Origin of the sequence: Janthinobacterium sp. 78, assembly GCF_003096775.1 — a bacterium.
Taxonomy (GTDB): domain Bacteria; phylum Pseudomonadota; class Gammaproteobacteria; order Burkholderiales; family Burkholderiaceae_D; genus Janthinobacterium; species Janthinobacterium tructae.
Genome location: NZ_QENT01000001.1, coordinates 3,809,099 through 3,829,646 on the forward strand (window position 1 = coordinate 3,809,099; position 20,548 = coordinate 3,829,646).

27 protein-coding genes and 1 pseudogene are annotated in these 20,548 nt (G+C 58.8%); 10 read left to right on the forward strand and 18 right to left on the reverse strand.

Features of this window, described 5'->3' with window-relative positions; translation table 11 throughout:
- Positions 1 to 484: 484 nt before the first annotated feature.
- On the reverse strand, positions 485 to 2,143 hold the full coding sequence (locus C8C92_RS27955; protein ID WP_116744647.1) for a methyl-accepting chemotaxis protein: 1,659 nt from the start codon (positions 2,141 to 2,143) through the stop codon (positions 485 to 487).
- Between C8C92_RS27955 and C8C92_RS16725 the strand changes: the two genes are divergently transcribed.
- On the forward strand, positions 2,136 to 2,420 hold the full coding sequence (locus tag C8C92_RS16725; protein ID WP_133250777.1) for a hypothetical protein: 285 nt from the start codon (positions 2,136 to 2,138) through the stop codon (positions 2,418 to 2,420). The genes C8C92_RS27955 and C8C92_RS16725 overlap by 8 nt on opposite strands.
- 19 nt (positions 2,421 to 2,439) lie before the next feature.
- On the opposite strand, the gene C8C92_RS16730 is transcribed toward C8C92_RS16725, so the two are convergent.
- Positions 2,440 to 2,946 (reverse strand): DUF3429 domain-containing protein, encoded by a 507-nt coding sequence (locus tag C8C92_RS16730; RefSeq protein WP_243420251.1) that lies wholly within the window; start codon positions 2,944 to 2,946, stop codon positions 2,440 to 2,442.
- 153 nt (positions 2,947 to 3,099) lie between these two features.
- On the opposite strand from C8C92_RS16730, the gene C8C92_RS16735 reads away from it, so the two are divergent.
- On the forward strand, positions 3,100 to 3,498 hold the full coding sequence (locus C8C92_RS16735) for a DUF393 domain-containing protein (RefSeq protein ID WP_116744649.1): 399 nt from the start codon (positions 3,100 to 3,102) through the stop codon (positions 3,496 to 3,498).
- Between the two features lie 251 nt (positions 3,499 to 3,749).
- Complete coding sequence (locus C8C92_RS16740) at positions 3,750 to 4,445, forward strand: SDR family NAD(P)-dependent oxidoreductase (RefSeq protein WP_116746001.1); 696 nt, start codon at positions 3,750 to 3,752, stop codon at positions 4,443 to 4,445.
- Between the two features lie 17 nt (positions 4,446 to 4,462).
- Here the strand turns inward: C8C92_RS16740 and C8C92_RS16745 are convergent, their stop codons facing one another.
- The 9 genes from C8C92_RS16745 to C8C92_RS16790 form a co-directional block, all read right to left on the reverse strand.
- Positions 4,463 to 5,539: an FAD-dependent oxidoreductase gene (locus C8C92_RS16745; protein WP_347708473.1), complete on the reverse strand. Its 1,077-nt coding sequence runs from the start codon at positions 5,537 to 5,539 to the stop codon at positions 4,463 to 4,465.
- Between the two features lie 237 nt (positions 5,540 to 5,776).
- A complete protein-coding gene (locus C8C92_RS16755; protein ID WP_116744651.1) occupies positions 5,777 to 6,751 on the reverse strand; it encodes a MerR family transcriptional regulator in 975 nt (324 codons plus the stop codon).
- Positions 6,752 to 6,984: 233 nt separating this feature from the next.
- Complete coding sequence (locus tag C8C92_RS16760) at positions 6,985 to 7,410, reverse strand: BLUF domain-containing protein (protein ID WP_116744652.1); 426 nt, start codon at positions 7,408 to 7,410, stop codon at positions 6,985 to 6,987.
- 22 nt (positions 7,411 to 7,432) lie between these two features.
- On the reverse strand, positions 7,433 to 8,140 hold the full coding sequence (locus tag C8C92_RS16765) for a GTP cyclohydrolase I (RefSeq protein ID WP_116744653.1): 708 nt from the start codon (positions 8,138 to 8,140) through the stop codon (positions 7,433 to 7,435).
- Between the two features lie 35 nt (positions 8,141 to 8,175).
- Positions 8,176 to 8,676 carry a TspO/MBR family protein gene (locus tag C8C92_RS16770; protein ID WP_207781018.1) on the reverse strand — a complete coding sequence of 167 codons (501 nt, stop codon included), beginning with the start codon at positions 8,674 to 8,676 and terminating at the stop codon, positions 8,176 to 8,178.
- Positions 8,673 to 9,035: a nuclear transport factor 2 family protein gene (locus C8C92_RS16775; protein ID WP_116744655.1), complete on the reverse strand. Its 363-nt coding sequence runs from the start codon at positions 9,033 to 9,035 to the stop codon at positions 8,673 to 8,675. Before C8C92_RS16775 ends, C8C92_RS16770 begins: the two co-directional genes overlap by 4 nt.
- A gap of 109 nt (positions 9,036 to 9,144) precedes the next feature.
- Complete coding sequence (locus C8C92_RS16780) at positions 9,145 to 10,350, reverse strand: cyclopropane-fatty-acyl-phospholipid synthase family protein (RefSeq protein WP_116744656.1); 1,206 nt, start codon at positions 10,348 to 10,350, stop codon at positions 9,145 to 9,147.
- Positions 10,347 to 11,123, reverse strand: a complete 777-nt coding sequence (locus C8C92_RS16785) for a DUF1365 domain-containing protein (RefSeq protein WP_116744657.1) — start codon at positions 11,121 to 11,123, stop codon at positions 10,347 to 10,349. The genes C8C92_RS16780 and C8C92_RS16785 overlap by 4 nt, the downstream gene beginning before the upstream one ends.
- Positions 11,120 to 12,403: an FAD-dependent oxidoreductase gene (locus C8C92_RS16790; protein ID WP_116744658.1), complete on the reverse strand. Its 1,284-nt coding sequence runs from the start codon at positions 12,401 to 12,403 to the stop codon at positions 11,120 to 11,122. The genes C8C92_RS16785 and C8C92_RS16790 overlap by 4 nt, the downstream gene beginning before the upstream one ends.
- Before the next feature lie 95 nt (positions 12,404 to 12,498).
- Between C8C92_RS16790 and C8C92_RS16795 the strand changes: the two genes are divergently transcribed.
- Complete coding sequence (locus C8C92_RS16795; RefSeq protein ID WP_116744659.1) at positions 12,499 to 13,104, forward strand: helix-turn-helix domain-containing protein; 606 nt, start codon at positions 12,499 to 12,501, stop codon at positions 13,102 to 13,104.
- Positions 13,105 to 13,135: 31 nt separating this feature from the next.
- Positions 13,136 to 13,887: pseudogene (locus tag C8C92_RS16800) on the forward strand (integrase core domain-containing protein); the annotation flags it as partial.
- Positions 13,888 to 14,356: 469 nt separating this feature from the next.
- Here C8C92_RS16800 and C8C92_RS16805 read toward each other — a convergent pair.
- A complete protein-coding gene (locus C8C92_RS16805; protein ID WP_165829466.1) occupies positions 14,357 to 15,304 on the reverse strand; it encodes a putative phage abortive infection protein in 948 nt (315 codons plus the stop codon).
- A 112-nt stretch (positions 15,305 to 15,416) separates the two neighbouring features.
- On the opposite strand from C8C92_RS16805, the gene C8C92_RS27510 reads away from it, so the two are divergent.
- Together C8C92_RS27510 and C8C92_RS16815 are read left to right on the forward strand one after the other, a co-directional pair.
- Positions 15,417 to 15,977, forward strand: coding sequence for a hypothetical protein (locus C8C92_RS27510; protein ID WP_165829467.1), 561 nt, complete (start codon positions 15,417 to 15,419; stop codon positions 15,975 to 15,977).
- 573 nt (positions 15,978 to 16,550) lie between these two features.
- Positions 16,551 to 16,730 carry a hypothetical protein gene (locus C8C92_RS16815; protein WP_116744662.1) on the forward strand — a complete coding sequence of 60 codons (180 nt, stop codon included), beginning with the start codon at positions 16,551 to 16,553 and terminating at the stop codon, positions 16,728 to 16,730.
- A gap of 265 nt (positions 16,731 to 16,995) precedes the next feature.
- Here C8C92_RS16815 and C8C92_RS16825 read toward each other — a convergent pair whose 3' ends face one another.
- The gene (locus C8C92_RS16825) at positions 16,996 to 17,250 is read right to left on the reverse strand and encodes a hypothetical protein (protein ID WP_076573223.1); all 255 of its coding nucleotides are present in this window, start codon (positions 17,248 to 17,250) and stop codon (positions 16,996 to 16,998) included.
- Positions 17,247 to 17,558 carry a hypothetical protein gene (locus C8C92_RS16830; protein WP_133250780.1) on the reverse strand — a complete coding sequence of 104 codons (312 nt, stop codon included), beginning with the start codon at positions 17,556 to 17,558 and terminating at the stop codon, positions 17,247 to 17,249. The genes C8C92_RS16825 and C8C92_RS16830 overlap by 4 nt, the downstream gene beginning before the upstream one ends.
- 221 nt (positions 17,559 to 17,779) lie before the next feature.
- Here C8C92_RS16830 and C8C92_RS27515 point away from each other — a divergent pair, with 221 nt between their 5' ends.
- The gene (locus C8C92_RS27515; protein WP_165829217.1) at positions 17,780 to 17,959 is read left to right on the forward strand and encodes a hypothetical protein; all 180 of its coding nucleotides are present in this window, start codon (positions 17,780 to 17,782) and stop codon (positions 17,957 to 17,959) included.
- Between the two features lie 33 nt (positions 17,960 to 17,992).
- Positions 17,993 to 18,988, forward strand: a complete 996-nt coding sequence (locus C8C92_RS16835; RefSeq protein ID WP_116744665.1) for an HNH endonuclease — start codon at positions 17,993 to 17,995, stop codon at positions 18,986 to 18,988.
- Here the strand turns inward: C8C92_RS16835 and C8C92_RS16840 are convergent.
- Genes C8C92_RS16840 through C8C92_RS16855 form a run of 4 tightly spaced genes read right to left on the reverse strand, consistent with a single transcriptional unit; the run spans position 18,956 to position 20,377 of the window.
- On the reverse strand, positions 18,956 to 19,225 hold the full coding sequence (locus C8C92_RS16840; RefSeq protein ID WP_116744666.1) for a hypothetical protein: 270 nt from the start codon (positions 19,223 to 19,225) through the stop codon (positions 18,956 to 18,958). The two genes, C8C92_RS16835 and C8C92_RS16840, sit on opposite strands and share 33 nt — an antisense overlap.
- Positions 19,222 to 19,617 carry a hypothetical protein gene (locus C8C92_RS16845; RefSeq protein WP_116744667.1) on the reverse strand — a complete coding sequence of 132 codons (396 nt, stop codon included), beginning with the start codon at positions 19,615 to 19,617 and terminating at the stop codon, positions 19,222 to 19,224. The genes C8C92_RS16840 and C8C92_RS16845 overlap by 4 nt, the downstream gene beginning before the upstream one ends.
- Positions 19,614 to 20,051, reverse strand: coding sequence for a D-Ala-D-Ala carboxypeptidase family metallohydrolase (locus C8C92_RS16850; RefSeq protein ID WP_116744668.1), 438 nt, complete (start codon positions 20,049 to 20,051; stop codon positions 19,614 to 19,616). Before C8C92_RS16850 ends, C8C92_RS16845 begins: the two co-directional genes overlap by 4 nt.
- Positions 20,048 to 20,377 (reverse strand): hypothetical protein, encoded by a 330-nt coding sequence (locus C8C92_RS16855; protein ID WP_227742029.1) that lies wholly within the window; start codon positions 20,375 to 20,377, stop codon positions 20,048 to 20,050. Before C8C92_RS16855 ends, C8C92_RS16850 begins: the two co-directional genes overlap by 4 nt.
- On the opposite strand from C8C92_RS16855, the gene C8C92_RS27790 reads away from it, so the two are divergent.
- On the forward strand, positions 20,376 to 20,531 hold the full coding sequence (locus C8C92_RS27790) for a hypothetical protein (RefSeq protein ID WP_243420252.1): 156 nt from the start codon (positions 20,376 to 20,378) through the stop codon (positions 20,529 to 20,531). The two genes, C8C92_RS16855 and C8C92_RS27790, sit on opposite strands and share 2 nt — an antisense overlap.
- The last annotated feature ends 17 nt before the right edge of the window (positions 20,532 to 20,548 follow it).

Below are 20,548 nucleotides of genomic sequence, written 5' to 3' on the forward strand. Positions count from 1 at the left end.
GCCTGGTGGTTAACTTTCTTCATTCCAAACACAGGACGGTTAGCCTTGCTTTGGACGGCTAGTGTGCCGGCGGTGACGCCGTGCTTGCCCACCACGTATTTTAGACTGTCCTGCCGCTGTTTGTGTATCCGATGGCGACGAATCTTATATAAGACAGCAAATATCTGATGGCGCCGGGCCAGAACGGCCATTTTTGGCCTTGAAATGGGCGCAGGAGAATAGCACGGCATGTATGCGGCCACGGAGAATCATTCAATATTGACAATATCCAAGTGGGAGCGACGTCACCCCCGCCCGTTCTTGACGATGCCGCGCACAGCTGATCAACAACACCCGGAACCCGGCGCTGTCGAGCTAGCAATTGCCGATGTCATGCTACTCTCCAAAAATTATTCCAGGGGTGCATCAGCATTGACGGCAAGTTTTCAAGAAAGCTGGCCGTGAGCGTCAAGTCGCGCCCCTGTTTTTCGCCCACCGCGAGCGGTCACGCGGCCAAGCGGCTCACTGCCGGCTTGAAGGCGGCCCGCGAGAGAGGCGCCTTGATGGCGACATGACTGGTATTGCGGCGACCTTCGGGATCGGCGGTGAGCTGGAAAACGCCGACCACCTCGGCAAGCATCTGCGCTTCTTTCTGCAGCGATGCGGCGGCGCTGCTGGCTTGTTCGACCATGGCGGCGTTCTGTTGGGTCGCTTCATCCATCTCGCCTACGGCCTGGTTGACCGATTCGATGCCGGTGCTTTGTTCCTGACTGGCCAGGCTGATCTCTGCCATGATGTCGGTTACGCGTTTTACGCTACGCACAATCTCTTCCATCGTGGTGCCAGCATCGTCAACCAGGCGTGCGCCGATGTCTACCCGCTGCACCGAACTGCCGATCAAGGCCTTGATTTCGCTGGCGGCCGAGGCCGAACGCTGAGCCAGGTTACGCACCTCGGTTGCCACGACAGCAAAGCCGCGGCCCTGCTCCCCGGCGCGCGCCGCTTCCACGGCGGCATTCAGCGCCAGGATATTGGTCTGAAAGGCAATCGAGTCAATCACGCCGATGATGTCGACAATTTTCTTTGACGATTCGTTGATTGCAGCCATAGTCTCGACCACTTGCGCCACCACGGCCCCGCCACGTACCGCAACTTCGGATGCGGACTCGGCCAGTACATTGGCCTGCCGTGCATTGTCGGCATTCTGACGCACGGTGCTGGTTAATTCTTCCAGGGACGATGCGGTCTCTTCAAGCGTTCCTGCCTGGCGCTCGGTGCGCGATGAGAGATCAAAGTTTCCGGCTGCGATCTCGGTCGAAGCGTTGAAAATTGTTTCGGTGCCGGTCCGCACCTGCGCCACGATCCCGACCAGGTTGTCGCGCATTTTTTTCATGGCGAACAGCAGGCTGCTGTGGTCGTCTTTCGCTGTGTGAATCGCGACGGACAGGTCGCCAGCAGCGATGCGCGTAACGATACTGACCGCATAATCCGGTTGTCCTCCGAGCTGCTGCAGCAGCCCGCGACCGATATACCAGGCACTGCTTACCCCGGCGGCAATGGCAACCGAACACAGCAGTAGCATCCAGGTGAAGAAGCTGCTGCTCAGCGCGCGGGCGCCGGCGGTAGCGTCCTGGCTCATCTTTTCTTCCAGGTCGATCAGTTTATTCACCGATGCCAACCAGTCTACGAAGGCCGGGCCGACCTGTTGCGCCAGCAGGCTGGAAGCCTGCGCAAATTGCTCGGCACTACGCAACTCGATCACCTTGGCGATCAACGGTTGCACGCGGCGCTCGGTGTCCTTGATACTGCTCAAGGCTGCTTTTTCATCGGCAGTCACGGCACCGGCAAACAAGGCATCAAGGGGGGCCGCCGATTGCTGGTACTTGTCATCAAGCGCCTTGATTTTGTTCACCTGCACCTGCACGGCGGCGGCGTCAGTGGCCAGCACCACGTCGCGCACGGCAATCGCACGGTCGTGGACGCTGCCGCGGAAGTTGATCGCGTGGCGCTGTTTAACGTTATTGACATCGTTGACGCGGCTGAGCGTCTGATCGATGCTGCCGACTCGATTCATGGCCAGGCCGGCGAGTACGATTGTCAGCGCGAAAGTGATGCCGAAACCTATTGCCAGGCGGGTGCCGACGGTTTGAGTGGAATTGTTCATTCAAGTCTTTATGTGGTTTGCAGGACAGAGCGATAAGGACGCCCTTGTCCGATCAATGATGATTCTTTGCGGCAACGTCTTTGGCGAGCAGATAGGCGTTGCAAATTTTAAATTTGCAACATTTAATTTCTCGCAATGGATACGCAGCGCGGAAAGACAGGATTATTCTGAAAAGTGTCAATTGATGCAGGACGGCAACTGCCTCTCTGTTTGCCAACCGTTGGTGAAGCAGCGTTTCTTGTTTTCGCCGATGAAAGCCGGGCGACCAGCGGCCTGATGGCTCACCCTGCCTTGCCTCATGCCTGGCTGGCGAAGCTGGTGGCGAGCAGGCTCGCAGCAGCGACGACAGACAATTGCAACCTCAGCGGCAAATACCAGATGGGCAACCCGGCATGCCTGAATAGCCGCCAGTCCTGAAAGTAATGGACGCCAAAGCCGGTGGCCAGCAAGGCACTGCCCGCAAGCGGGTCAAGCGCCAAGGCCAACCAGGCCAGCAAGGCAGGAATCACACTCCAGGCAAAGCAGACGTTGCGCTTGCGATCACTGACGAATTGCACGCTCATGGCGAAACCCCAATGCAGAGCGCCTACAAAACTGAGGATCACAGCGCCGTATTGCACTGATAATTGCTGCCAGACACCGCTACGCGGCGTATCGAGCCAACTCGCCGCCAATAAGGCAAGGAACGGTATCAGGCCAGCGTAAGCGAGGCAAGCAACGAGGCGCGGGGTGCGGCCCCGGCTCATTTGACGCGCCCACTCCAGCTCGTCGGCCACAGCCGCCTTCAATGCTAGCTTGTTCATGCAACCCTCTTTGTTTGTCAATGTTGTGCGGCGCTGATCGTCGCACTAGCAAGTATGCTGAGATTGTAGCTATAATGAACCGCATAGTCCAATAAATATAGGTTCAAGGTAGGTTCATCACAACAAGTACTCACTACCTAAAGAGGTCAAGTCATGCTCAAACCTGCCGAAAACGGCAATACGACAACCGTTTTTTTTGATGGCTCCTGTCCTTTGTGCCGTTGGGAAATCAGCCTCTATCAAGGTGCCGTGCCGACGACCCCCATCGAATGGGTCGATGTCAGCGATTCCAAGCTGAGCGCAATGGACGGTTGCAGTTGCCAGGAGTTGATGGCGAGATTTCATGTGCAAACGAAGGATGGCACCATGCTGAGCGGCGCAGCGGCGTTCGTTGCACTATGGCGGCTATACCCGGCCTGGCGCTGGCTGGGAAAATTGGGCGCATTGCCCGGCGTGCAAACGCTGCTGGAGTTGCTGTATCGTGGCTTCTTGCGCCTGCGTCCCAGCCTCCAGTGGCTAGTCAGACAATGCGGCACTGCCAAGCCACTGTAGTGTCAGTCCTGGCATCGATGTCGGCACGGTACCACCCGGGTAGAACAGGCGCCCTCATGGTGAAAGCGCATGCTGGCAGTAGCATATCTCGATGCAAGAACCGATAATGAACCGCTTTTTTATCAGACAGGCGCACACCACGCTGGACACCTACGATGCAGGGCGCTAAGCTAGGTCAAGATGGCGTGCCAGGAACCATGTCAGGAAACAGATAGGTACACCCCCACCCTTGAATGGAGCAGCATGCCATGATGCCCAGTCTTCCTGATCAGTTTCACGCGCTAGTGCTTGGCGCGTCGGGCGCGATCGGCGCCGCATTCGTCGACCTGTTGGGCGCCATGCCACGCTGCGCATCTGTAGGCGGCCTGCATCGCCATTCGACACCACGACTCGACTTTGCCGACGAAAACAGCATTGCCGAGGCAGCACGAGAACTTGCCACCAAGCCGCCCTATCACCTGATCATCAACGCCGCAGGCATGCTGCACGACGGCAATCTCATGCCGGAGAAGCGCCTGGCGGACCTCAATTATCAGCAGATGCAGGTAATTTTCCAGACCAACACCATGGGGCCGGCACTGCTCATGCGCCATTTCTTGCCGCTGCTCGATGGTGAACGCGCCATCATGGCCATGTTATCGGCGAAAGTGGGCAGCATAGGCGACAATCAGCTAGGCGGCTGGTACAGCTACCGCGCTTCGAAGGCCGCGCTCAACATGCTGGTCAAGACGGCAGCCATTGAATTGGCGCGTAGCCAGAAGCACAGCGTGCTGGTCGCGCTGCATCCGGGCACCGTCAACTCTCGCTTGTCGCGGCCATTTCGCGGTGAGCTTATCGGACGGCCGGCGCATGACGCCGCCAGCGACATGCTCACCGTACTAAACACCCTGAGGCCGTCTGACAGCGGCACATTCCTGGCATACGACGGCACGCGCCTCCCCTGGTAGTACGCAGCGCACCGCGCTTAAGCGGCGCCGGCAATGATGCGTTGCGCCAGTGCATGACCGCTAAGCCAGGCAGCCTCCACTGTGCCACCGTTCAACCAATCGCCGCAGATACCCAGACCCTGCCCTGCCTCCCATATGCAGACATCGTTACGCGCCTGCGGCGTACTGGCATAGCGCCAACGGTGTACGCTCCAGCGTTGCGGCACCTGCCCGCCCAAACTGATGAAGGCTGCAAGCAGCTGCGCGGCAACACTATCGGCATCGAGCTCAATGTGCGCCTCGCTCCATTCGGTACTGGCATGCAACAGCCAGCTTTCGCGACCGCTACGGCCAGGCTTGGCGCTGTCGCGTGCCACCCAGCGCAGCGGACCGGCGTTGAGGAAAGCCGCATTGAAGTCCAATGCCAACGGCTGCGCATAATCCAGCATCATTGCCCAGCAGCCTGCCATAGTTGTCCCGGCCGCCAGCGCGGCCTGCAATGGCGCCACCTGGCCCAGCAGTGGCACCGCCTGCGGCGCCGGCACCGCAAGCACTACCATGTCATAGCGATGCGCAAGTGGCCCCTCATCCTGCACATGCAAGCGCCAAGCGTTGTCTTCACGTTGCAACGCACTGATCGCCATCCCTGTCTGCAATGCCAGATCTGCGGCCAGCCACGCGCCGATAGATGACATGCGCGGGACGCCGACAAAGCGCTCGACCGGTGCACCGCCGCTGCATCCGTCGGCATCGAGGCCGCGCAGCTGCAGCTGCCAATGCGCAGCCACGCCGGCCCGCTGCCAGCGGCCCACCTCGGCGCGGAATTCAGGGTTGCGCGCAGTAAAATACTGTGCGCCATGGTCGCATTGCCAGTCGGCACCGCGCCGTGTGCTCATGCGCCCTCCCGCGCCGCGGCTCTTGTCAAACAGAGTGACCTGGAAGCCAGCCTGATTCAAGGCCGTGGCACAGGCCAGACCGGCGATGCCGGCGCCAATGATGGCGATGCGAGAAGAGTTCATCATGAGATGCTCAGTCTGCTGCGCAGCAACTTTCCCGGCTGCAAGCGCAGCACCTTTCCCGTGCTCATCGACATGCGCCAGGCTGGCGAGTGCCATGAAATGTGCGGGCAGCATTGTGCTTTCGTGATGGTGCAATACGGCATGGTGCTCCTGATAAGAGCCTATCCCAGTAGGGAGCGTCTTCTGTTGGCAGTTCATCAGGAGCGCGGACAAGGCGTGAGGAGGACGCGTGGCGAGCCACGCGACGACGATCAACGCCGTCCCCGCTTCTGAGGGGCGCCAGCAGGGGATGTATTCACCTACTGGGATAGGCTCTAAGTGATGACTTTGCGCTTACAGGCCCGCCGGCAAAGGCAGGGCCTCCGCCCGAGCAAGCCGCAACAGCGCTTCCTCCAGGACCATGCGGGCAGTAGCGGCGGCGTGCCCCAACTGCTCATGCAACAGCGCGTCGGCCACATTGCGCGACGAGCATTGTTCGCTGTAACGCTCGAAACTGTTGATCATCAACAGAATCTCCGTCAGATGGCGCGGGCATTCACAGTGGACCGTACTGCTGGCCGCCGCCAGCTCCGCCAACGCCCGGTCGTCGAAGCGGCGCGGGGCCGGCGCCGCCGGGCGCTGCCGCACAAGCTGCGCTTGCGCCAAGGGCAACGCAGCCAGCGCCGCCTGGCACAGCAACACTATTTCTGCAACATCGTTGGGTACGCGCGCCACCAGGCAGCCCTGAGCGCGCAACTGGCGTATGGTCGCGCTGGCGCCGAAACGGTACAACACCACCACCGCCATCCCCAGTTTTTGACGCAGCGCGCCAATCGCCGGCACCACGCGCTCATCGAGTTCCGATATTTCCATCAACAACAGTTGCGCGCCGGTGCCAGGCCAAGTCGCTGCCGCCTCGTCCAGATTCTGAAAGTGGGCGACGATATCGAGCGCCAGTAACTCTCGCCCGCCGACGGCCAGGCGTCGCGCCAGAGCCGTGCCCATCAGTGCAAGGCGCACAGGCTGCAAAGGCGCGCCAGGCTCCGGTACCAACGCAAACTGGCCTAATTGTTCCAACTGCAGCTTCGCCAGCGCGCCAATTGGATGGCCCTGGTCGACCAGTTGCTTCATCAGCCGCAGGCGACGAACCTGATCCTCGGAATACAAACGCTGGCCATGCGCGCTACGGCCGGTGTCGGAGATGCCATAACGACGCTCCCACACCCGCAACGTTTCAACCGGCAAGCCAGCAAGTCTGGCGGCGACCCCGCTGCGATATTGAACAGGCTGACTGTTGTCGGACTGAGCAGGAAGTAAAGATTGCACCATAAATAGAACCGATAATGAACCTATAATGCCTGATTATATCGCGCAATCGCCAGACAACAGACGAAAATCGCCGAAGATACCGCTACAAATCCAGTTCATCACCACACCAACTCCCCGTGAGGCGGGAACAGACTCGGCTGTTTTCGAGTTAAATGCAACAAAATTGAACATGAACCCGCCGCAAGCGGCTGATGTCTCGACGGCTTCCGTGCAGATGCGATGGCGCGTCGCCCTTATGCCCGACCAAGGACCGCAGCACCAGCCATCAGCTCGTCGACCAGCGAGAGCGAACTGGCTCCGCCAAGCGCGAACGGATCAAACTCGGGAAGCATCGAGTACCGCAGCAGCGTGCCCGGGTTGAGCTTGTCGAGGTTGGTCTGTCCCATCGTCCAGCCAGCGTAGCGACGCTCGCTTATTTCTTCGTAGTGCAGCAGTGTTACGCCTGTGTGTCGTGTATCGGCGAGTATGCGGGCATACAGGATATTGACCTGTTCGCGTCCGCCTTCGATCAGCTGCAGGTAAAACCGTTCGCTGTGGCACAGGACGCCGGTTATGCCGCTCGGTGGATTGTGGCGGCGGGACTGCTGGAGGATGGCGCCGATGGTAGCGACATCGATAGTGCCCGCGGCGCGGCTGGCATACAGTAAACGGACGAGCATGGGAACTCCTTTGGACGGTGTATCAGCGTTTGATCAGTGAGAGGAACTCCCGCCGCAGCGCGGGGTCCTTGAGGAAAGAACCGTGCATGACGCTGTTGATCATACGCGCGTCATTGTCCTTGACGCCACGCCACTGCATGCAGAAGTGATCGGCCTCCATGATCACGGCCAAACCGTCCGGCTTGACCTTTTCCTGCAGCAGTTCGGCCAACTGGACCACGGCTTCTTCCTGGATCTGCGGGCGACTCATGATCCATCCCGCCAGCCGCGCATACTTCGACAGGCCAATCAGGTTGGAGTGCTGGTTGGGCATCACACCTATCCATACTTTGCCCATGACCGGGCACAAGTGGTGCGAACAGGCGCTGCGCACGGTGATCGGGCCGATGATCATCAGCTCGTTCAGGTTGGCGGCGTTGGGAAATTCTGTCACGGGCGGTGGGGGGATGTAACGCCCGCCGAACACTTCCAGCAAATACATCTTGGCCACGCGGCGCGCCGTGTCCTGCGAGTTGTGGTCGTTGGCGGTGTCGATCACCAGACTCTCGAGCACGCCCTGCATGCGCAGGCTGACCTCGTCCAGCAGTTCATCCATTTCGCCGCTTTCGATATAGTCGGCGATATTGTCGTTGGCGTGGAAACGGACACCGCTTGCCATCAAGCGGGCGCGTATGCGTTCGGAGGCAGGTGTGCCGGCGACCCGGTAGTCAAGCTGCTTTTCATTCGTCATGGGAATTCCTTGTTGTTGGTAGTGCGTTGTAGCGTTTAGCCGAGCAGGGACGGGTTGCGCTGCCAGATGCTGAAGCACAGCCCCCCGGCGAAGCTGACCCAAGCCAGATAGGGCCATAGCAGCATGGCGGCGAGGCGTTCGCGGCGGCCGAAGAGTACGATGGTCGCCGCGATCATCAGCCACAACACAACGATGCACGCAAACGCCGCCGCGCCCAGATGCCAGGCAAAGAATAGCCAGCTCCACAGTGCGTTGACCGCCAGCTGCGCCAGATAAAGCAGCAGCGCCGGGTGGGCGCGGCTTGCAGCGGTACGGCCGATACGCCAGGCGGCGATGGCCATCATCAGATACAGCAAGCTCCACACGGGACCGAACAGCCAGGCGGGCGGTGCCCAGCCGGGGCGGTCCAGCTGCGCATAAAACACGGCCGCGTGCACGGAGGCGAACGCGCCCAGGGCTGCAAAAGCGGCGGTCAGCGCGATCCAGCCGGCCAACTGAAGTAATGCGCCCTGCGTCATGGACTTGGCCCCGTTCATGCCTTCCCTCCCTTTGTTGCTGCATCGGGCAGCGGCACGCGGAAGCGGCCGCGCAGCCATCGGATCGGGGCGCCGATCAGTGGCAGATTTTGCAGCAGCTCTTCGGCGGCATCCCAGTAGTCGCGGTGCAGGAAGACCAGGCCGTCCGCATTGAAGCGCACGCGCTCGCCGATGATGAAGCGCGGCTGCTCGGTGTGGACAAACATGTGGCGCAGGATAGCCTCTATCGCTGCAACGCCATCTACCTCGTTGAACGGATCGCGAAACTGCGCGTCCGCCGCGTAGAATTGTCCCGCCCGTCCAACGGTGTCCGGTGTCAGCGTGGCATACCATGCCAGCAGTGGTTCAGTATCGTTCATTTTTCCAGCAAAAAGTAAGTGATGACGATGGGCCGGTTCAAGGGGCGCATGCGCGCATGCCGAACATCAGCGTGAGCTGGCCCAGGCGCCACAGCGACGTCATGACCGGCTAGGCCTTCTGGAGCAAGAATTGAACAACATCGGTGCGTCCCTCGTCAAAGGCAGCTTCGCAATAGGCGAAGTACATATGCCAGATCCGCATGAAGGGTTCGTCGAAGCCCAGGCCCGCGATCTGCGGATGGTGCAGGCGGCAGCGAGCATCCCAGCGGCGCAGCGTTTCGGCGTAGTCGCGGCCGAAGGCGTGGCGTTCGACTGGGCGCAGGCCGCTGCGGGCCGCCTGGCGTTCGAAACGTTCGACGCTGGGCAGCATTCCGCCGGGGAAAATGTACTGCTGGATGAAATCGGTGCTGCTGCGGTAGCGCGCAAAATGCTGTTCGCCGATGGTGATCGACTGTACCAGCGCCTGTGCACCGGGCTTTAGCCGCGCCGCGACGGTGCGGAAATACTGCGGCCAATACTGCTCGCCCACGGCCTCGAACATTTCAATCGACACCACGGCGTCGTACTCGCCACGCAGGTCACGGTAATCGCACAGCTCCAGCTGCACGCGTTCGTTCAGCCCCAGCGCCTGCACACGGCGCTGCGCCACCTCCAGCTGCGACGGCGAAATCGTCACGCCATGCACGTGAATACCTTGCTGCGCGGCCTGCTCAGCAAAGCCACCCCAGCCGCAGCCGATTTCCAGCACGCGCTGGCCGGGCCGTAGCTGTAGCGTGTCGATGATACGCTGGTACTTGCGCCGCTGGGCATCCTGCAGCGTCAGCTGGTAGTCGCCGTCGAACAGCGCGCTGGAATACGTCCAGCTGGGATCGAGCCAGAGCTGGTAGAAGTTGTTGCCGATGTCGTAGTGCGCGTGGATGTTGCGCATGCTGCCCTTGCGCGTGTTGGGGCGCAGCCAGTGCCGCAGCCGGTACCAGCAGCGCGCCAGCGCGCCGCCGAACACCAGCTGGTTCAGCGACGCTTCGTTGCGCAGCGCCAGGCGCAGCAGCGCGGTCAGGTCCGGTGTGCTGACCCAGCCAGCCGCGTAGGCCTCGGCAAAACCGATGTCACCCGCGCGCAGGATGCGCTGGCAGGCGCGCCAGTCGTGCAGCTTGAGCGTCGCTCCGGAAGCCGCATGGGCGTCGCCGAACACCATGCGCGTATCGCAGGGGGTGATCAGTTCCAGGTGTCCGTGACGGATATTGTTCAGTAGCCTGAGGAATAACCGTGCGCCGATGGGGGCGGACAGCGTGACGGTAGACAAGGTACGATTCATCGGGCGGTCTCCTGGTGCACGGTGGTTTGATGAGAGGGGGCAGGCGGCTTGCTGAAAAACGGAACGTGTTTCAGCCAGAGCCTGAACGCCTGCCAGTGAATGCGGAACACGATGCCCAGCCCCAGCAGCGGATAGCGCAGCAGGGCACCAGCCAATGCGCTGTCGGTCATCGGCACGGGACGCCCGCTGAGCGCAGTGCGCAACAGCACGCCGTCACCGTCGTGATAGTCCAGCCCGGTGCAGTGGCTGGCACCGTCCAGGCGGAAGCGAAAGCGGTACTGTCCCTTGACCTCGCAGAACGGCGACACGTGCATCTGCTTGTCGGCAGTGGCCGTGGCCGAGCCACCGGCCGTGTGGGCGATACGCATCAGGTAGCGGTGGCTTTCGCCGAAGGTGTTATTGACCTCGGCCAGCACGGCGCGCAGCTGGCCAGCAGCGTCGTGGCAATGCCAGAAACTGACGGGATTGAACACGTAGCCAGCCACACGGGGAAAGGTTTGCAGCCAGATTTCGCCGTCGGCGTCGATGTGGTGATCGCGCAGCAGAGCGCGCATCCATTGTTCCAGACTCGAGCCATCGCGCGGGCCATAATCACGCCGCCATATCGACAGCGGCCGCCAGCGGTCCACGCCGAACCAGCGCGTATCACATTCGTCCAGCCGGGCCAGGTTCAAGCGCACGTAAAATAGCGGATAGACGAAGCGGTGCGGCGCCGGGCGCAGGCGCACATGCGTCACCTGGCCGTACAACAGTTGAGCGGCAGGCTGCTTCACGGCAGCACACTCCATGCTGGCGCCGTGTCGAATGCCGCGGCGATGCGCAGTGCCGATTTCAGGCCGTCTTCGTGGAAGCCGTAGCCGGTCCAGGCGCCGGCGAACCACGTACCGCCCTTGCCCTGGATTTGCGCCAGCTGCTGCTGTGCGCGCACGGTAGCCAGGTCCATCACCGGGTGGGCGTAGTCGAACTTGGCAAGCAGTTTGCTCTCGGCCGGCAGGGTGTGCGGATTGAGCGTCACGATCACCGGTGCCTCGAACGGCAATGCTTGCAGCTGGTTCAGCCAGTAGCTCACGCACACGGGACGCTGTCCATCCGCCTGGGCGCCCGCCAGGTAGTTCCAGGCCGACCAGACCTTGCGCCGCCGTGGCATAAGATTCGTGTCCGTGTGCAGGTAGGCCGTATTGGGCTGGTAGCGCACGCCGCCGAGGATAGCGCGCTCTGTCTGGCTGGCGTCGTGCAACATGGCCAGCGTGGTCGGCGCGTGGGAAGCGAACACGACGGCGTCGAACTCGTCGGCGCCCGCGCTATTGCTCCACACCTGCATCCTGCCAGCGCTGCGCCGCACGGAATGCACCGGCGTGTTCAGACGAATGTCAGGCAGCGTGGCGGCGATCTTGTCGACATAGTGGCGGGCTCCGCCTGCGACCGTACGCCACTGCGGACGGTCGTTGACCTGCAACAGACCGTGGTTCAGACAGAAACGCAAAAAGGTCGCCGCTGGAAATTGCAATATATCGCTTGGCGAACTGGACCATATTGCCGCCGCCATCGGCAGCAAGTAGGCGTCGCGGAAGCGCGCGCCATAGCCCTCCTGCTGCAGAAGCTGTCCCAGCGTCAGCACTGTCTGGTTCGAGCATTGCAGAAAGCGCTCCGCGTTGCGGTTGAAATGCAGGATGTCCCACAGCATGCGCAGGAAGGAAGGTGAGCCGGCATTGAGGCGCTGCGCAAACACGGTATCGAGGCTGGAGCCTGCCCATTCCAGCGCTCCGCCGTCCATGGACACGCCGAACGACATGTCGCTGGCGATGCTGTCGACACCCAGCTCGTTGAACAGCGCCACAAGGTTGGGATAGGTGCGCTCGTTATAGACCAGAAAGCCCGTATCGACGCCGTGGCAGCGCCCTTCCAGCGTCACATCCACGGTGTTGGTGTGGCCGCCAAGATAGCCGGCGGCCTCGAACAGCACGACGTCGTGCTTGCGATTGAGGAAATAGGCGCTGGCCAGACCTGAAATGCCGGAGCCGATGATAGCGATGCGTTTACGTGGCGGGTTCATGTAGTTTTGTTGATTATTCTGACCATTTTTTACTGGCGTGCTAATATTACTACCTCCAAATAATAAAAGCTACTGATTAGTATCGAAAATTACCAATGAGTATCCTTCCAAGACTAAGCTTTAAAAATCAAGCATTTAAGCTGCGCGAGAACGCCATCCTCGATGCCGCGACGGCAGTACTGAGCCAAAAAGGCTATGACTTGATGACCATGGATGACGTCGCCGGCACGGTCGGCATCTCCAAACCCAGCCTTTACAAGCACTTCAAATCAAAAGAGGAGCTAATCGGTGAGGCGCTGATACGACTGCTCGACGGCGCGCTCGAGTATGTCGCCGCGCTAGACACCGCACTCAGTCCGCTGCAGAAATTGTCAGCCCTGCTCGAGTGGGCGCTGCGGGTGCGCCTGGGCGGCGGACTGCCGTTCCTGCCATCGACCAGCCCGCACGTGCGCGACATGTTGATCCGCAATGTGAAGTACATGCTGCGAATAATGAAACTGAACCGGCAGCTGGAGGCCTTGGTGAAGCTGGCGCAGCAGCAGGGGCAATTGAACCACGAACTGCCCACCGACGTTATACTCTTCAGCTATTACGCGCGAACCTGCGACCCCGCGGTCGAGTATTTGCAAAAATACAGCAAGATGGAGCCTGAGGATATCGTGCGCCATATGCTCAAAGTATCGTTTGAAGGCTTGAAGTGAAACAGACTCAAGCACCCTACCCGCACTGCGTCACCGGCGCCTGAAAAAGATGTATGCCGAAGAGCGTTTGAAAGCGGAGATCGTCGCGGAAAATGCTGTCGTGGCCAACTGGCTGGTACGCCTGACCAACAAGCAGCGCAACTGGGGCTTCGGCCTGTGCTTCCTGTATTTGCGCAACGTAAAGGGGTTTAAATGGAGCCACAAGCGTGTCTACAGGATTGATCGCGAGCTGGAACTGAACCTGCGGATCAAGCCGCGACGTCGCCTGGTACGGGAAAAACCGCTGCCGCTGGCCATGCCTGCACAGATCAACGAGACCTGGTCGATGGACTTCATGCACGACCAGTTGGCTGATGGCCGCAGCATCGTCTTGCTGAAAGTGATTGACAATGACAACCGCGAGGGGCTCGGCATCGAGGTTGATTTCTCATTGCCATCCGAACGCGTCATCCGGTCCCTCGACAGGATCATCGAATGGCGTGGCAAACCCCAGGTCGTTGGCTGCGACACGGCCCGGAGTACATCAGCGCCGTTACATTAGCCTGAGCAGCCAAACGCGGCATTCGCATCGACTTCATCCAGCCTGGCCAGCCGCAGCCGCATGCTTATGTCGAGCGCTATAACCGCACGGTGCGCTACGACTGGTTGACCCATCACCTGTTTGAAACGCTCGATGAGATCCAGGATTCTGCAACCCGCTGGCTGTGGACTTGCAATCACGACCGGCCCAACATGGCACTTGGCGGCATCACACCAAAACAGAAGCTTGCATTGGCCGCTTAACATCTAGCTTAACCTTTACTTTAGCGCGCTCTAAAACTGAGGAGGATTACCCTACAACTGCAAGCGTATCAATTCAGCATTGGGCAATCTGCCGCCCTCTGTCTACGAACAGAAAATGGCAGAACGTGAACTTATCGTTGTGTCCGAAATTACTTGACCACCGCACTTTCATGTAGGCAAATTTTTCAGCCAATTGACGCAAGAGTTCATTGAGCCAGAGTTGGACATCGTTCTGGCAGCGATCCGAAGAAGCCAACGATGATGATGATAACTAGCTGAGACCTATAGGAGTCGCTGAAGAAATACCTCAATTCTTCCGTGGACGTCTGGACACATCCCCCCCCCCCAGGACTAGACTGCCGCTGATGAACCCTGGCGCTGGTTCGCACGGCGGCATCGACATACATAAAACAGTGCTTTGGGTTCTTCGCACAGCGAGTTCTAATCGAAGGATCTCTTCCCTGAAATTTCAACTCACTCCTTCCGCATCCTCCCATTCAAAATATTTCACTGGAAAGATGACTGAAAGATCGATCTCACTTGCAGGATCAAAGAAATGCCGTGGCAGGTTCTGGACCATGCGGTACTCGATCATGAATTTCCGGTCCCACCAACTTTTTCCCATCGGCGTCAGACTGTTAAGCAGGAGAAGCGCCTGCTCATGCGTGGTTAGCTGAGCGCGAATGGTTTTTGTATACTCATACTTATCAATGTCAATCTTCTGCTGATCCACGTAGCGCACGGCTTGATACAAGTGCCTGTAGTAGTGGCCTAGCCTAGACTGGTGCCCTTCGAACGGGACAAATGCAAGCTTTCTTTCTTTTTGCGCCTGTTGCTTGGTTTCAGGACGGTCCAGCTCGTTTTCTAACGAGTTGATGAATGCCGAGTTGAATTCGGCCAGTGATTGCCTCAACATACGTGACGAATTAGGTCCTGTGCCGAAGAAGAAGCAGTTGTACGCAATTTGTACTCGCTCTTTCTGAGTCAAGGTCTGACCATGCGACGCAGCCACAGACTTTACAACATCGAGCAATGACCTTAGTTCGCGAATCATCAGAACGAATATTTTTCGGCCTGATGTGCCTTGTATTTCCAGTTCCGCGACGTTCTCTCGATGCATTTTCAGTAGTTCGAAGTACTTGGCTTCAAAGCTCTGTAACTGGTAAGCCTGGCGCTGACTCTTCAACGTCCGATAGAGGAGAACGATGCTAACGAGAGCAAAGTAACTTCCGATATAGCCACCAACAAAATCGCCGAGAAGCCCCGCTCCAGCAGGATTTATGGTTTTAGTTTCTCGAAATGCTTGTGCAGCGAATATGGCGTTCACTGCCACGAGGCCGAGTAACAAAATGGAGCACTCTAACCACGACGTTTTGAGCCATCTCTTCATCCGACAGAAAGTTCCTAGTTCTTCCATACGATCATCCCAATTTACATCCACCGTAGCGGCAAAATTGCAGAATAGCATCTTGTCATCATGAAAACAAACGGCTTTTCGGGAAGGCCTAGACTTTAAGACTAAATCCCCGATGGCAAAAGTTAGCGAAGACTTCGGCAAGGTTTATCTCTATGCCTTAGAAGACATGCAAAAGCGCTGCGCTCGGCCATGCAGCAACAGCGTCCAGCCCTTCATTTGCAGCCCTGATTCGCTCTTTCGCACAATCAAAGTAGCCCTGCTCCAACTCAATTCCAATGAATCTACGACCGAGATTGGCACAGATGCGGCGCTGAATGAACCGTGGCCCTTGAAGGGATTCGCTGATGCTGCTTGCAAGATCATCGGTACGTCGCTGCATAAACTTCACCAGTACCACGAATTTCAGCGAGAGGGACCGCTCAACGAGCAAGTATGGGCCCGTGACTTTACCTCCCAGGGGGGCAATACTCGGTCCAAACAGGTAATCGAGCGGCTACGCAAGTACAGCCGGATGAAGTGGGAAACTTTTTACCCCACCCTTCAACCGCTGACTTACTACCTGCCGAAGGCGATTCATGATAAGGCATTCGCGACTCATGCGTTTGCAGCCATGGCCAAATGGAACAGGCAAGCCATCCGGCGGAGGGCGCAGCAACGCACCAGCTGGCGCTGACAACAAATAGGTCTGACGCTGGTTTAGCTTAACAATTCCGTCGAGAGGAACCGCCCGCAAGCTAAGCTTGTGGACTCCCTGGACGTGAAAACGGCCGCAGAACGCGGCCGTATCGCTTGGGGCTGGATAATGGACGAAAATCCCATTGCCACAGATTTGCCCCAAGTTCCTATCCAGACAAGATATGAAATCCTAAGTCATTGAATACAAACTAAAAATTTGGTGGGAAGTGCAAGTTTCGAACTTGCGACCCCTGCAGTGTGAATGCCATTGGCAGCACGTTTTTGCAGTGCTCTCATAGGGGGAATTTTCTCCTGGCCATCACTAAATGGCGCTGGATTGCACCCGATTACACCCGGAATTACACCCACTTTGCCGACCTCGCCAGAAACATCGAAGGCCCAACTATGCGTTTGCGCAGCACGGCGCTCGCGATAAAAGTGTATGTTGCCTTTAAGTCACTATGTACGAGGCGAGGCATTGCATATGAATCTTCTGCCGAAGGGAATTATAGTTTTGACATTGTGCTCATGCACTACACCGAGCCCAAGCGAGCGCGTTGATGTAATCGGCATGAACAGCTTCGCCCTCGCCGCCCGCTACGGCACGCCCGCCAGCTACCAGCACCAGGGCGAATACCTGCAACTGAACTACGGCAGCGCGGCCGGCGGCTGCCAGGTCATCGTGCTGGTCGACCAGCAGCAGCGTGTAGCCGGCTGGGCATCGACGGGGAAATTGTGCACGGCCCGGTGAGCGGCCGTCTGTTCATGTGGGCGGTGGCATTACAACAAAGCAAGGCTGACCGTCCAACTGCACTCGCAGTGCTGCGCGGATCAGTCCCGGCTTGCCTACGCGCGGGCCTAGGCTTCGATCTAATTCATCGGCCATAGCGGCGATCTCGCGCAGGCGGCGCACCTCCCACAAAAGCGCGATCACGTCGGCAGAGTCGTTGCGGCCCTGGATTTCTTTCAGTTGCTCGATGCTGAGCGGCGCCCGAATCCTACTCATTACCACCTCTTCATAGCACGTTTAGATCGGTCCACATCAGCTCTGCAATGGATGGCTCCTCGTCCAGCTCAGCACGCAAAACATCACGGATCATCGCTGCCGCACCATCAGTTGGCCCCAGGCTGCGCTCCAGCTGGTCCGCCTTGGATACGATTGCGCGCAGGCGCCTGATCTCACGCAGCACGGCACGCATGTCCCGCGAATCGCTACGGAGCCGGATTTCCACCAGCTCGACTGTAGTTAGGGGCGTTTGAGAATTTCTCATGACCGCATCGGTCGAACGTTCCTGGTATCGGTTTCCGGCTCTGGCATGGCCAGATCCACCGCGCAAAGCCACGACTGCGCAAACTCGACCACATGGCCCTCTGCATTCGTTGTCCGCTCAAACCCTGCCAGCGTGAACTTGCCATCGTTCGCCCACACGATGTGCGGATCGAGCAGTTCCATATAAGGGCCTGGCCTGCCGGGCTGCGTAAGTCGCGCCACCTTCACAGGACGCCGCAGGCCCTGATCGGTCACGTCCATGATGACCAGCATCCCGTCGTACTTGACGGTGTACCGGTCGTTCAGCATGCGGCGCTCCACAGCCACCCCGGCTGCGCGCATCTTAACCACTCTTATCTTCATGGCACCAACCAAAAATACTGTATATGCATACAGTATAACGAACTGATACGAGTTGTACAGTAAACAAATGTACTGACATTCGTTGCTCAGCGCGCGTCGAAGAACAGTTCAGATAGAGGCTACGCCTGGCTCTGGCAGCCGGCAAGAACGACGCATCGACGCAGTACGTGTCGGCAATGATGCGGGCGCTGGGGATTTCGCTGGAGTTGATTGATCGATGCCAGAACCATGTGCTGCCGGCCAGCAAGGTGCGGCGACATTACATGCTGCACGACTATGCAGAGGAGAAGAAGGCTGCGTGGGCGGCGCTGGGTGAGCGGCTAGCCAGAATTTCTTTACCGAATTAAGCACAGACTATAATTAGAAAAATAGAAATTAGGATGAATAATATGAAATCAAATACGCCCACAATAAAATCTAAGTTCTGGTTCGTCAACACAGATAAAAAAAGCTTTGACGGGACTCCGGGGCACTCTAAGGATGACAGTCCATTTCGTTACTGGCTGAGAGATAAATGCCTATACGTGACCCCGGATCGAGAAGCTCCATTTAAGAAATATGATCTTGCATTAAAGAAAATTCAAGCCGGAGACCATGTTTTTGCTTATGAAAAAAAGGTTGGCTTTGTAGCTGTCGGTCGGGTTAACTCACCAAAAATTTTGCTCACTGACCAGGGCGGAGAGGACCTATACCCAGATCAAAGCAAAATAGTAGTGAGATCGATTTCCGTTGAATGGGATAACTCGACACGTCGAAATTTAAGCGAAATTAAGGGCTTTATTTTAGTAAAAACCTTGTGTCAATTAAAGGATAACCAGACCATATACAATGATGTGCTCGAACTGTTTCAAGAGTATGAGAAAAAGCGGCTCATTGCGCAACTGCCAAGCGAACGGCAGCAGATAGAGCGGATCCTTACCAGCCCGAGCTATGACAGCAAGACGCGCGAACAAATAATACAAGCTCGCGTTGGCCAAGGCGCGTTCCGCCGCGCAGTCTTGCTGAGGGAGCCAATTTGCCGACTAACCAAAATTGGCAATCCTAGCCACTTGGTCGCCAGCCACATCAAGCCTTGGGTGGCCTGCGAACATCAGGAGCATATTGATGGCAACAATGGAATCATGCTTGCGCCGCATATCGACCATTTGTTCGACAGCGGCCAGATTAGCTTCGAGGACAATGGCGGCTTATTGCTGGCAGCAGGACTTGACCGATCCGTGCTACATGCATGGAACATTCCAGAGGTCGCAAACGTTGGTGCATTTTCGGCGGACCAGGCCCAATATTTGGCGTACCATCGGAAAAATGTCTTTGAACGAAAAAGTTCACGCAACTGTCGTAATTTAATCGGGGATTGCGACATTCTGGATTTGTAGGCACCCAGCAATAACCACCTCCAACTCCCCCTCATATTTCCGCCCACGCGGCCAGTCCCGCGCCAGCGCCAGGACGATCTCTCCGTCCGTCGCCGCTGGCGCCAGCTGGTCGAACTCGTAGACCGGCCGCTGCGGCACCACCTTGACACATGGTGTAAAGACGGGAACTTCGACCCGCTGCGGCGCCGGCGGCGCGCTGCCGCAGCCGATCAGAACCAATGCAAGCATCCATTTCATCGCACACCCTCCAGCAACAGCCTCACGGCTGGCATAGCCTCGTCGCAGGTATTGGCGCGCGCTCCAGCGATCTGCGCCAGGGCAGCGTCGTACTTCTTGCCCTTGGCAGCGGCGGCCGCCTGCGCCGCGGTGCCGCGCTCCTGCGCCGCCAGGGTTGCCTTGGCCATGCCATCGATGGCGCGGTTTTGCTCGCTGATCGACGCGCGCAGCGCAGCGCTGACGCCCTGCTCCCGCACCAGCGCAGCGCGCGCGGCGTCACGGTCGCCAGCGGCCAGCCACCAGCCCGTGCCGGTGGAGCTGGCCACCAGCATCAGCGCGGCGGCCAGCACGATGGCGGCCACCTTCCAGATGCAGCTGACGGCGGCGCCCGCCAGCGTGCCAAGGGCGCTCATATGATGCCCGCCACGTAGCTGACACCGGCGCCGGCAAACTTGGCCGTCAACACCTGGCGGCGTGGCGCGCCCGTCGACAGCGCGATATGCACCCACGTTCCCTCGTAGATCAGCTGGTCGAAGGCGATATCGCTTTGCCGGATCAGCAGGGCCAGCGCCTTGGGCGTCAGCTTGGCCGTGCTGATATCGGCAGCCAGGCCAAGCACATGGGCGCTGTTGCTGGCGCCGCCCACGGCCTTGTTGAGCGCGGGCGAGCGGTAGCCGCTGGAAATAGCGATGGGCGCACCGACCAGCGCGCGCACCTGCTCGAGCAGCGTGGCCAGGCGCGTGAGGTTGGCGACGATGGCGGGCGCCGGCGCGTTGTCGATGCCCTTGCGGGTGGACACCTGCGAGGCGACCAGTTCGGCCAGGCTGAAATGTGGACTCAGGTTCACAGGCCACCCCGCACGTCCTTGACGACGGCGGCCGCATCGCGCGCCAGCTCGCCGATGTCCTTGTCGCGGCGCTTGTCAAACCAGCGCACCGTGGCGCCCAGCACCCACCAGGCAGGCAAGCCGGCTGCCACCATCAGCGGCGCGGCAATGAACAGGAAGCCCAGGGCCGGATCGCTGCCGTACAGCACGGCGACGGCGCGCGCGCTGTCGAACAGGCCCGGCATCCAGTTGCGCACGACCACGACCAGGGCCGGGCCCATCAGGGCGGAGAAGAGAATGGTGACGAAGAAGCGCACGCCCGCTTCCTTGGCAGTTTTTGGCCACATGAACATGAATCCCAGTGAGGTTGCGGCAGCGCCGGCCAGGACCGGAATGCCAAAAATTTTAATCAGTGCGCCGCCAGCGGCGGTTGTTTCGATGGCCATGAATGCCTTTCAGGTGGTGGAAATAAAAAAACCCGCCGAAGCGGGTTTGTGGTGATGCAAGCGGTACAGGGG

What these genes read in the sequence shown, in the direction of transcription:
- C8C92_RS27955 (WP_116744647.1), bottom strand. Translation starts at nt 2,143, where the DNA reads ATGAACAATTCCACTCAAACCGTCGGCACCCGCCTGGCAATAGGTTTC.
- C8C92_RS16730 (WP_243420251.1), bottom strand. Translation starts at nt 2,946, where the DNA reads ATGAACAAGCTAGCATTGAAGGCGGCTGTGGCCGACGAGCTGGAGTGG.
- C8C92_RS16735 (WP_116744649.1), top strand. Translation starts at nt 3,100, where the DNA reads ATGCTCAAACCTGCCGAAAACGGCAATACGACAACCGTTTTTTTTGAT.
- C8C92_RS16740 (WP_116746001.1), top strand. Translation starts at nt 3,750, where the DNA reads ATGCCCAGTCTTCCTGATCAGTTTCACGCGCTAGTGCTTGGCGCGTCG.
- C8C92_RS16745 (WP_347708473.1), bottom strand. Translation starts at nt 5,539, where the DNA reads ATGGCACTCGCCAGCCTGGCGCATGTCGATGAGCACGGGAAAGGTGCT.
- C8C92_RS16755 (WP_116744651.1), bottom strand. Translation starts at nt 6,751, where the DNA reads ATGGTGCAATCTTTACTTCCTGCTCAGTCCGACAACAGTCAGCCTGTT.
- C8C92_RS16760 (WP_116744652.1), bottom strand. Translation starts at nt 7,410, where the DNA reads ATGCTCGTCCGTTTACTGTATGCCAGCCGCGCCGCGGGCACTATCGAT.
- C8C92_RS16765 (WP_116744653.1), bottom strand. Translation starts at nt 8,140, where the DNA reads ATGACGAATGAAAAGCAGCTTGACTACCGGGTCGCCGGCACACCTGCC.
- C8C92_RS16770 (WP_207781018.1), bottom strand. Translation starts at nt 8,676, where the DNA reads ATGAACGGGGCCAAGTCCATGACGCAGGGCGCATTACTTCAGTTGGCC.
- C8C92_RS16775 (WP_116744655.1), bottom strand. Translation starts at nt 9,035, where the DNA reads ATGAACGATACTGAACCACTGCTGGCATGGTATGCCACGCTGACACCG.
- C8C92_RS16780 (WP_116744656.1), bottom strand. Translation starts at nt 10,350, where the DNA reads ATGAATCGTACCTTGTCTACCGTCACGCTGTCCGCCCCCATCGGCGCA.
- C8C92_RS16790 (WP_116744658.1), bottom strand. Translation starts at nt 12,403, where the DNA reads ATGAACCCGCCACGTAAACGCATCGCTATCATCGGCTCCGGCATTTCA.
- C8C92_RS16795 (WP_116744659.1), top strand. Translation starts at nt 12,499, where the DNA reads ATGAGTATCCTTCCAAGACTAAGCTTTAAAAATCAAGCATTTAAGCTG.
- C8C92_RS16805 (WP_165829466.1), bottom strand. Translation starts at nt 15,304, where the DNA reads ATGGAAGAACTAGGAACTTTCTGTCGGATGAAGAGATGGCTCAAAACG.
- C8C92_RS27510 (WP_165829467.1), top strand. Translation starts at nt 15,417, where the DNA reads ATGGCAAAAGTTAGCGAAGACTTCGGCAAGGTTTATCTCTATGCCTTA.
- C8C92_RS16815 (WP_116744662.1), top strand. Translation starts at nt 16,551, where the DNA reads ATGAACAGCTTCGCCCTCGCCGCCCGCTACGGCACGCCCGCCAGCTAC.
- C8C92_RS16825 (WP_076573223.1), bottom strand. Translation starts at nt 17,250, where the DNA reads ATGAGAAATTCTCAAACGCCCCTAACTACAGTCGAGCTGGTGGAAATC.
- C8C92_RS16830 (WP_133250780.1), bottom strand. Translation starts at nt 17,558, where the DNA reads ATGCTGAACGACCGGTACACCGTCAAGTACGACGGGATGCTGGTCATC.
- C8C92_RS16835 (WP_116744665.1), top strand. Translation starts at nt 17,993, where the DNA reads ATGAATAATATGAAATCAAATACGCCCACAATAAAATCTAAGTTCTGG.
- C8C92_RS16840 (WP_116744666.1), bottom strand. Translation starts at nt 19,225, where the DNA reads ATGAAATGGATGCTTGCATTGGTTCTGATCGGCTGCGGCAGCGCGCCG.
- C8C92_RS16845 (WP_116744667.1), bottom strand. Translation starts at nt 19,617, where the DNA reads ATGAGCGCCCTTGGCACGCTGGCGGGCGCCGCCGTCAGCTGCATCTGG.
- C8C92_RS27790 (WP_243420252.1), top strand. Translation starts at nt 20,376, where the DNA reads ATGAACATGAATCCCAGTGAGGTTGCGGCAGCGCCGGCCAGGACCGGA.
- C8C92_RS16855 (WP_227742029.1), bottom strand. Translation starts at nt 20,377, where the DNA reads ATGTGGCCAAAAACTGCCAAGGAAGCGGGCGTGCGCTTCTTCGTCACC.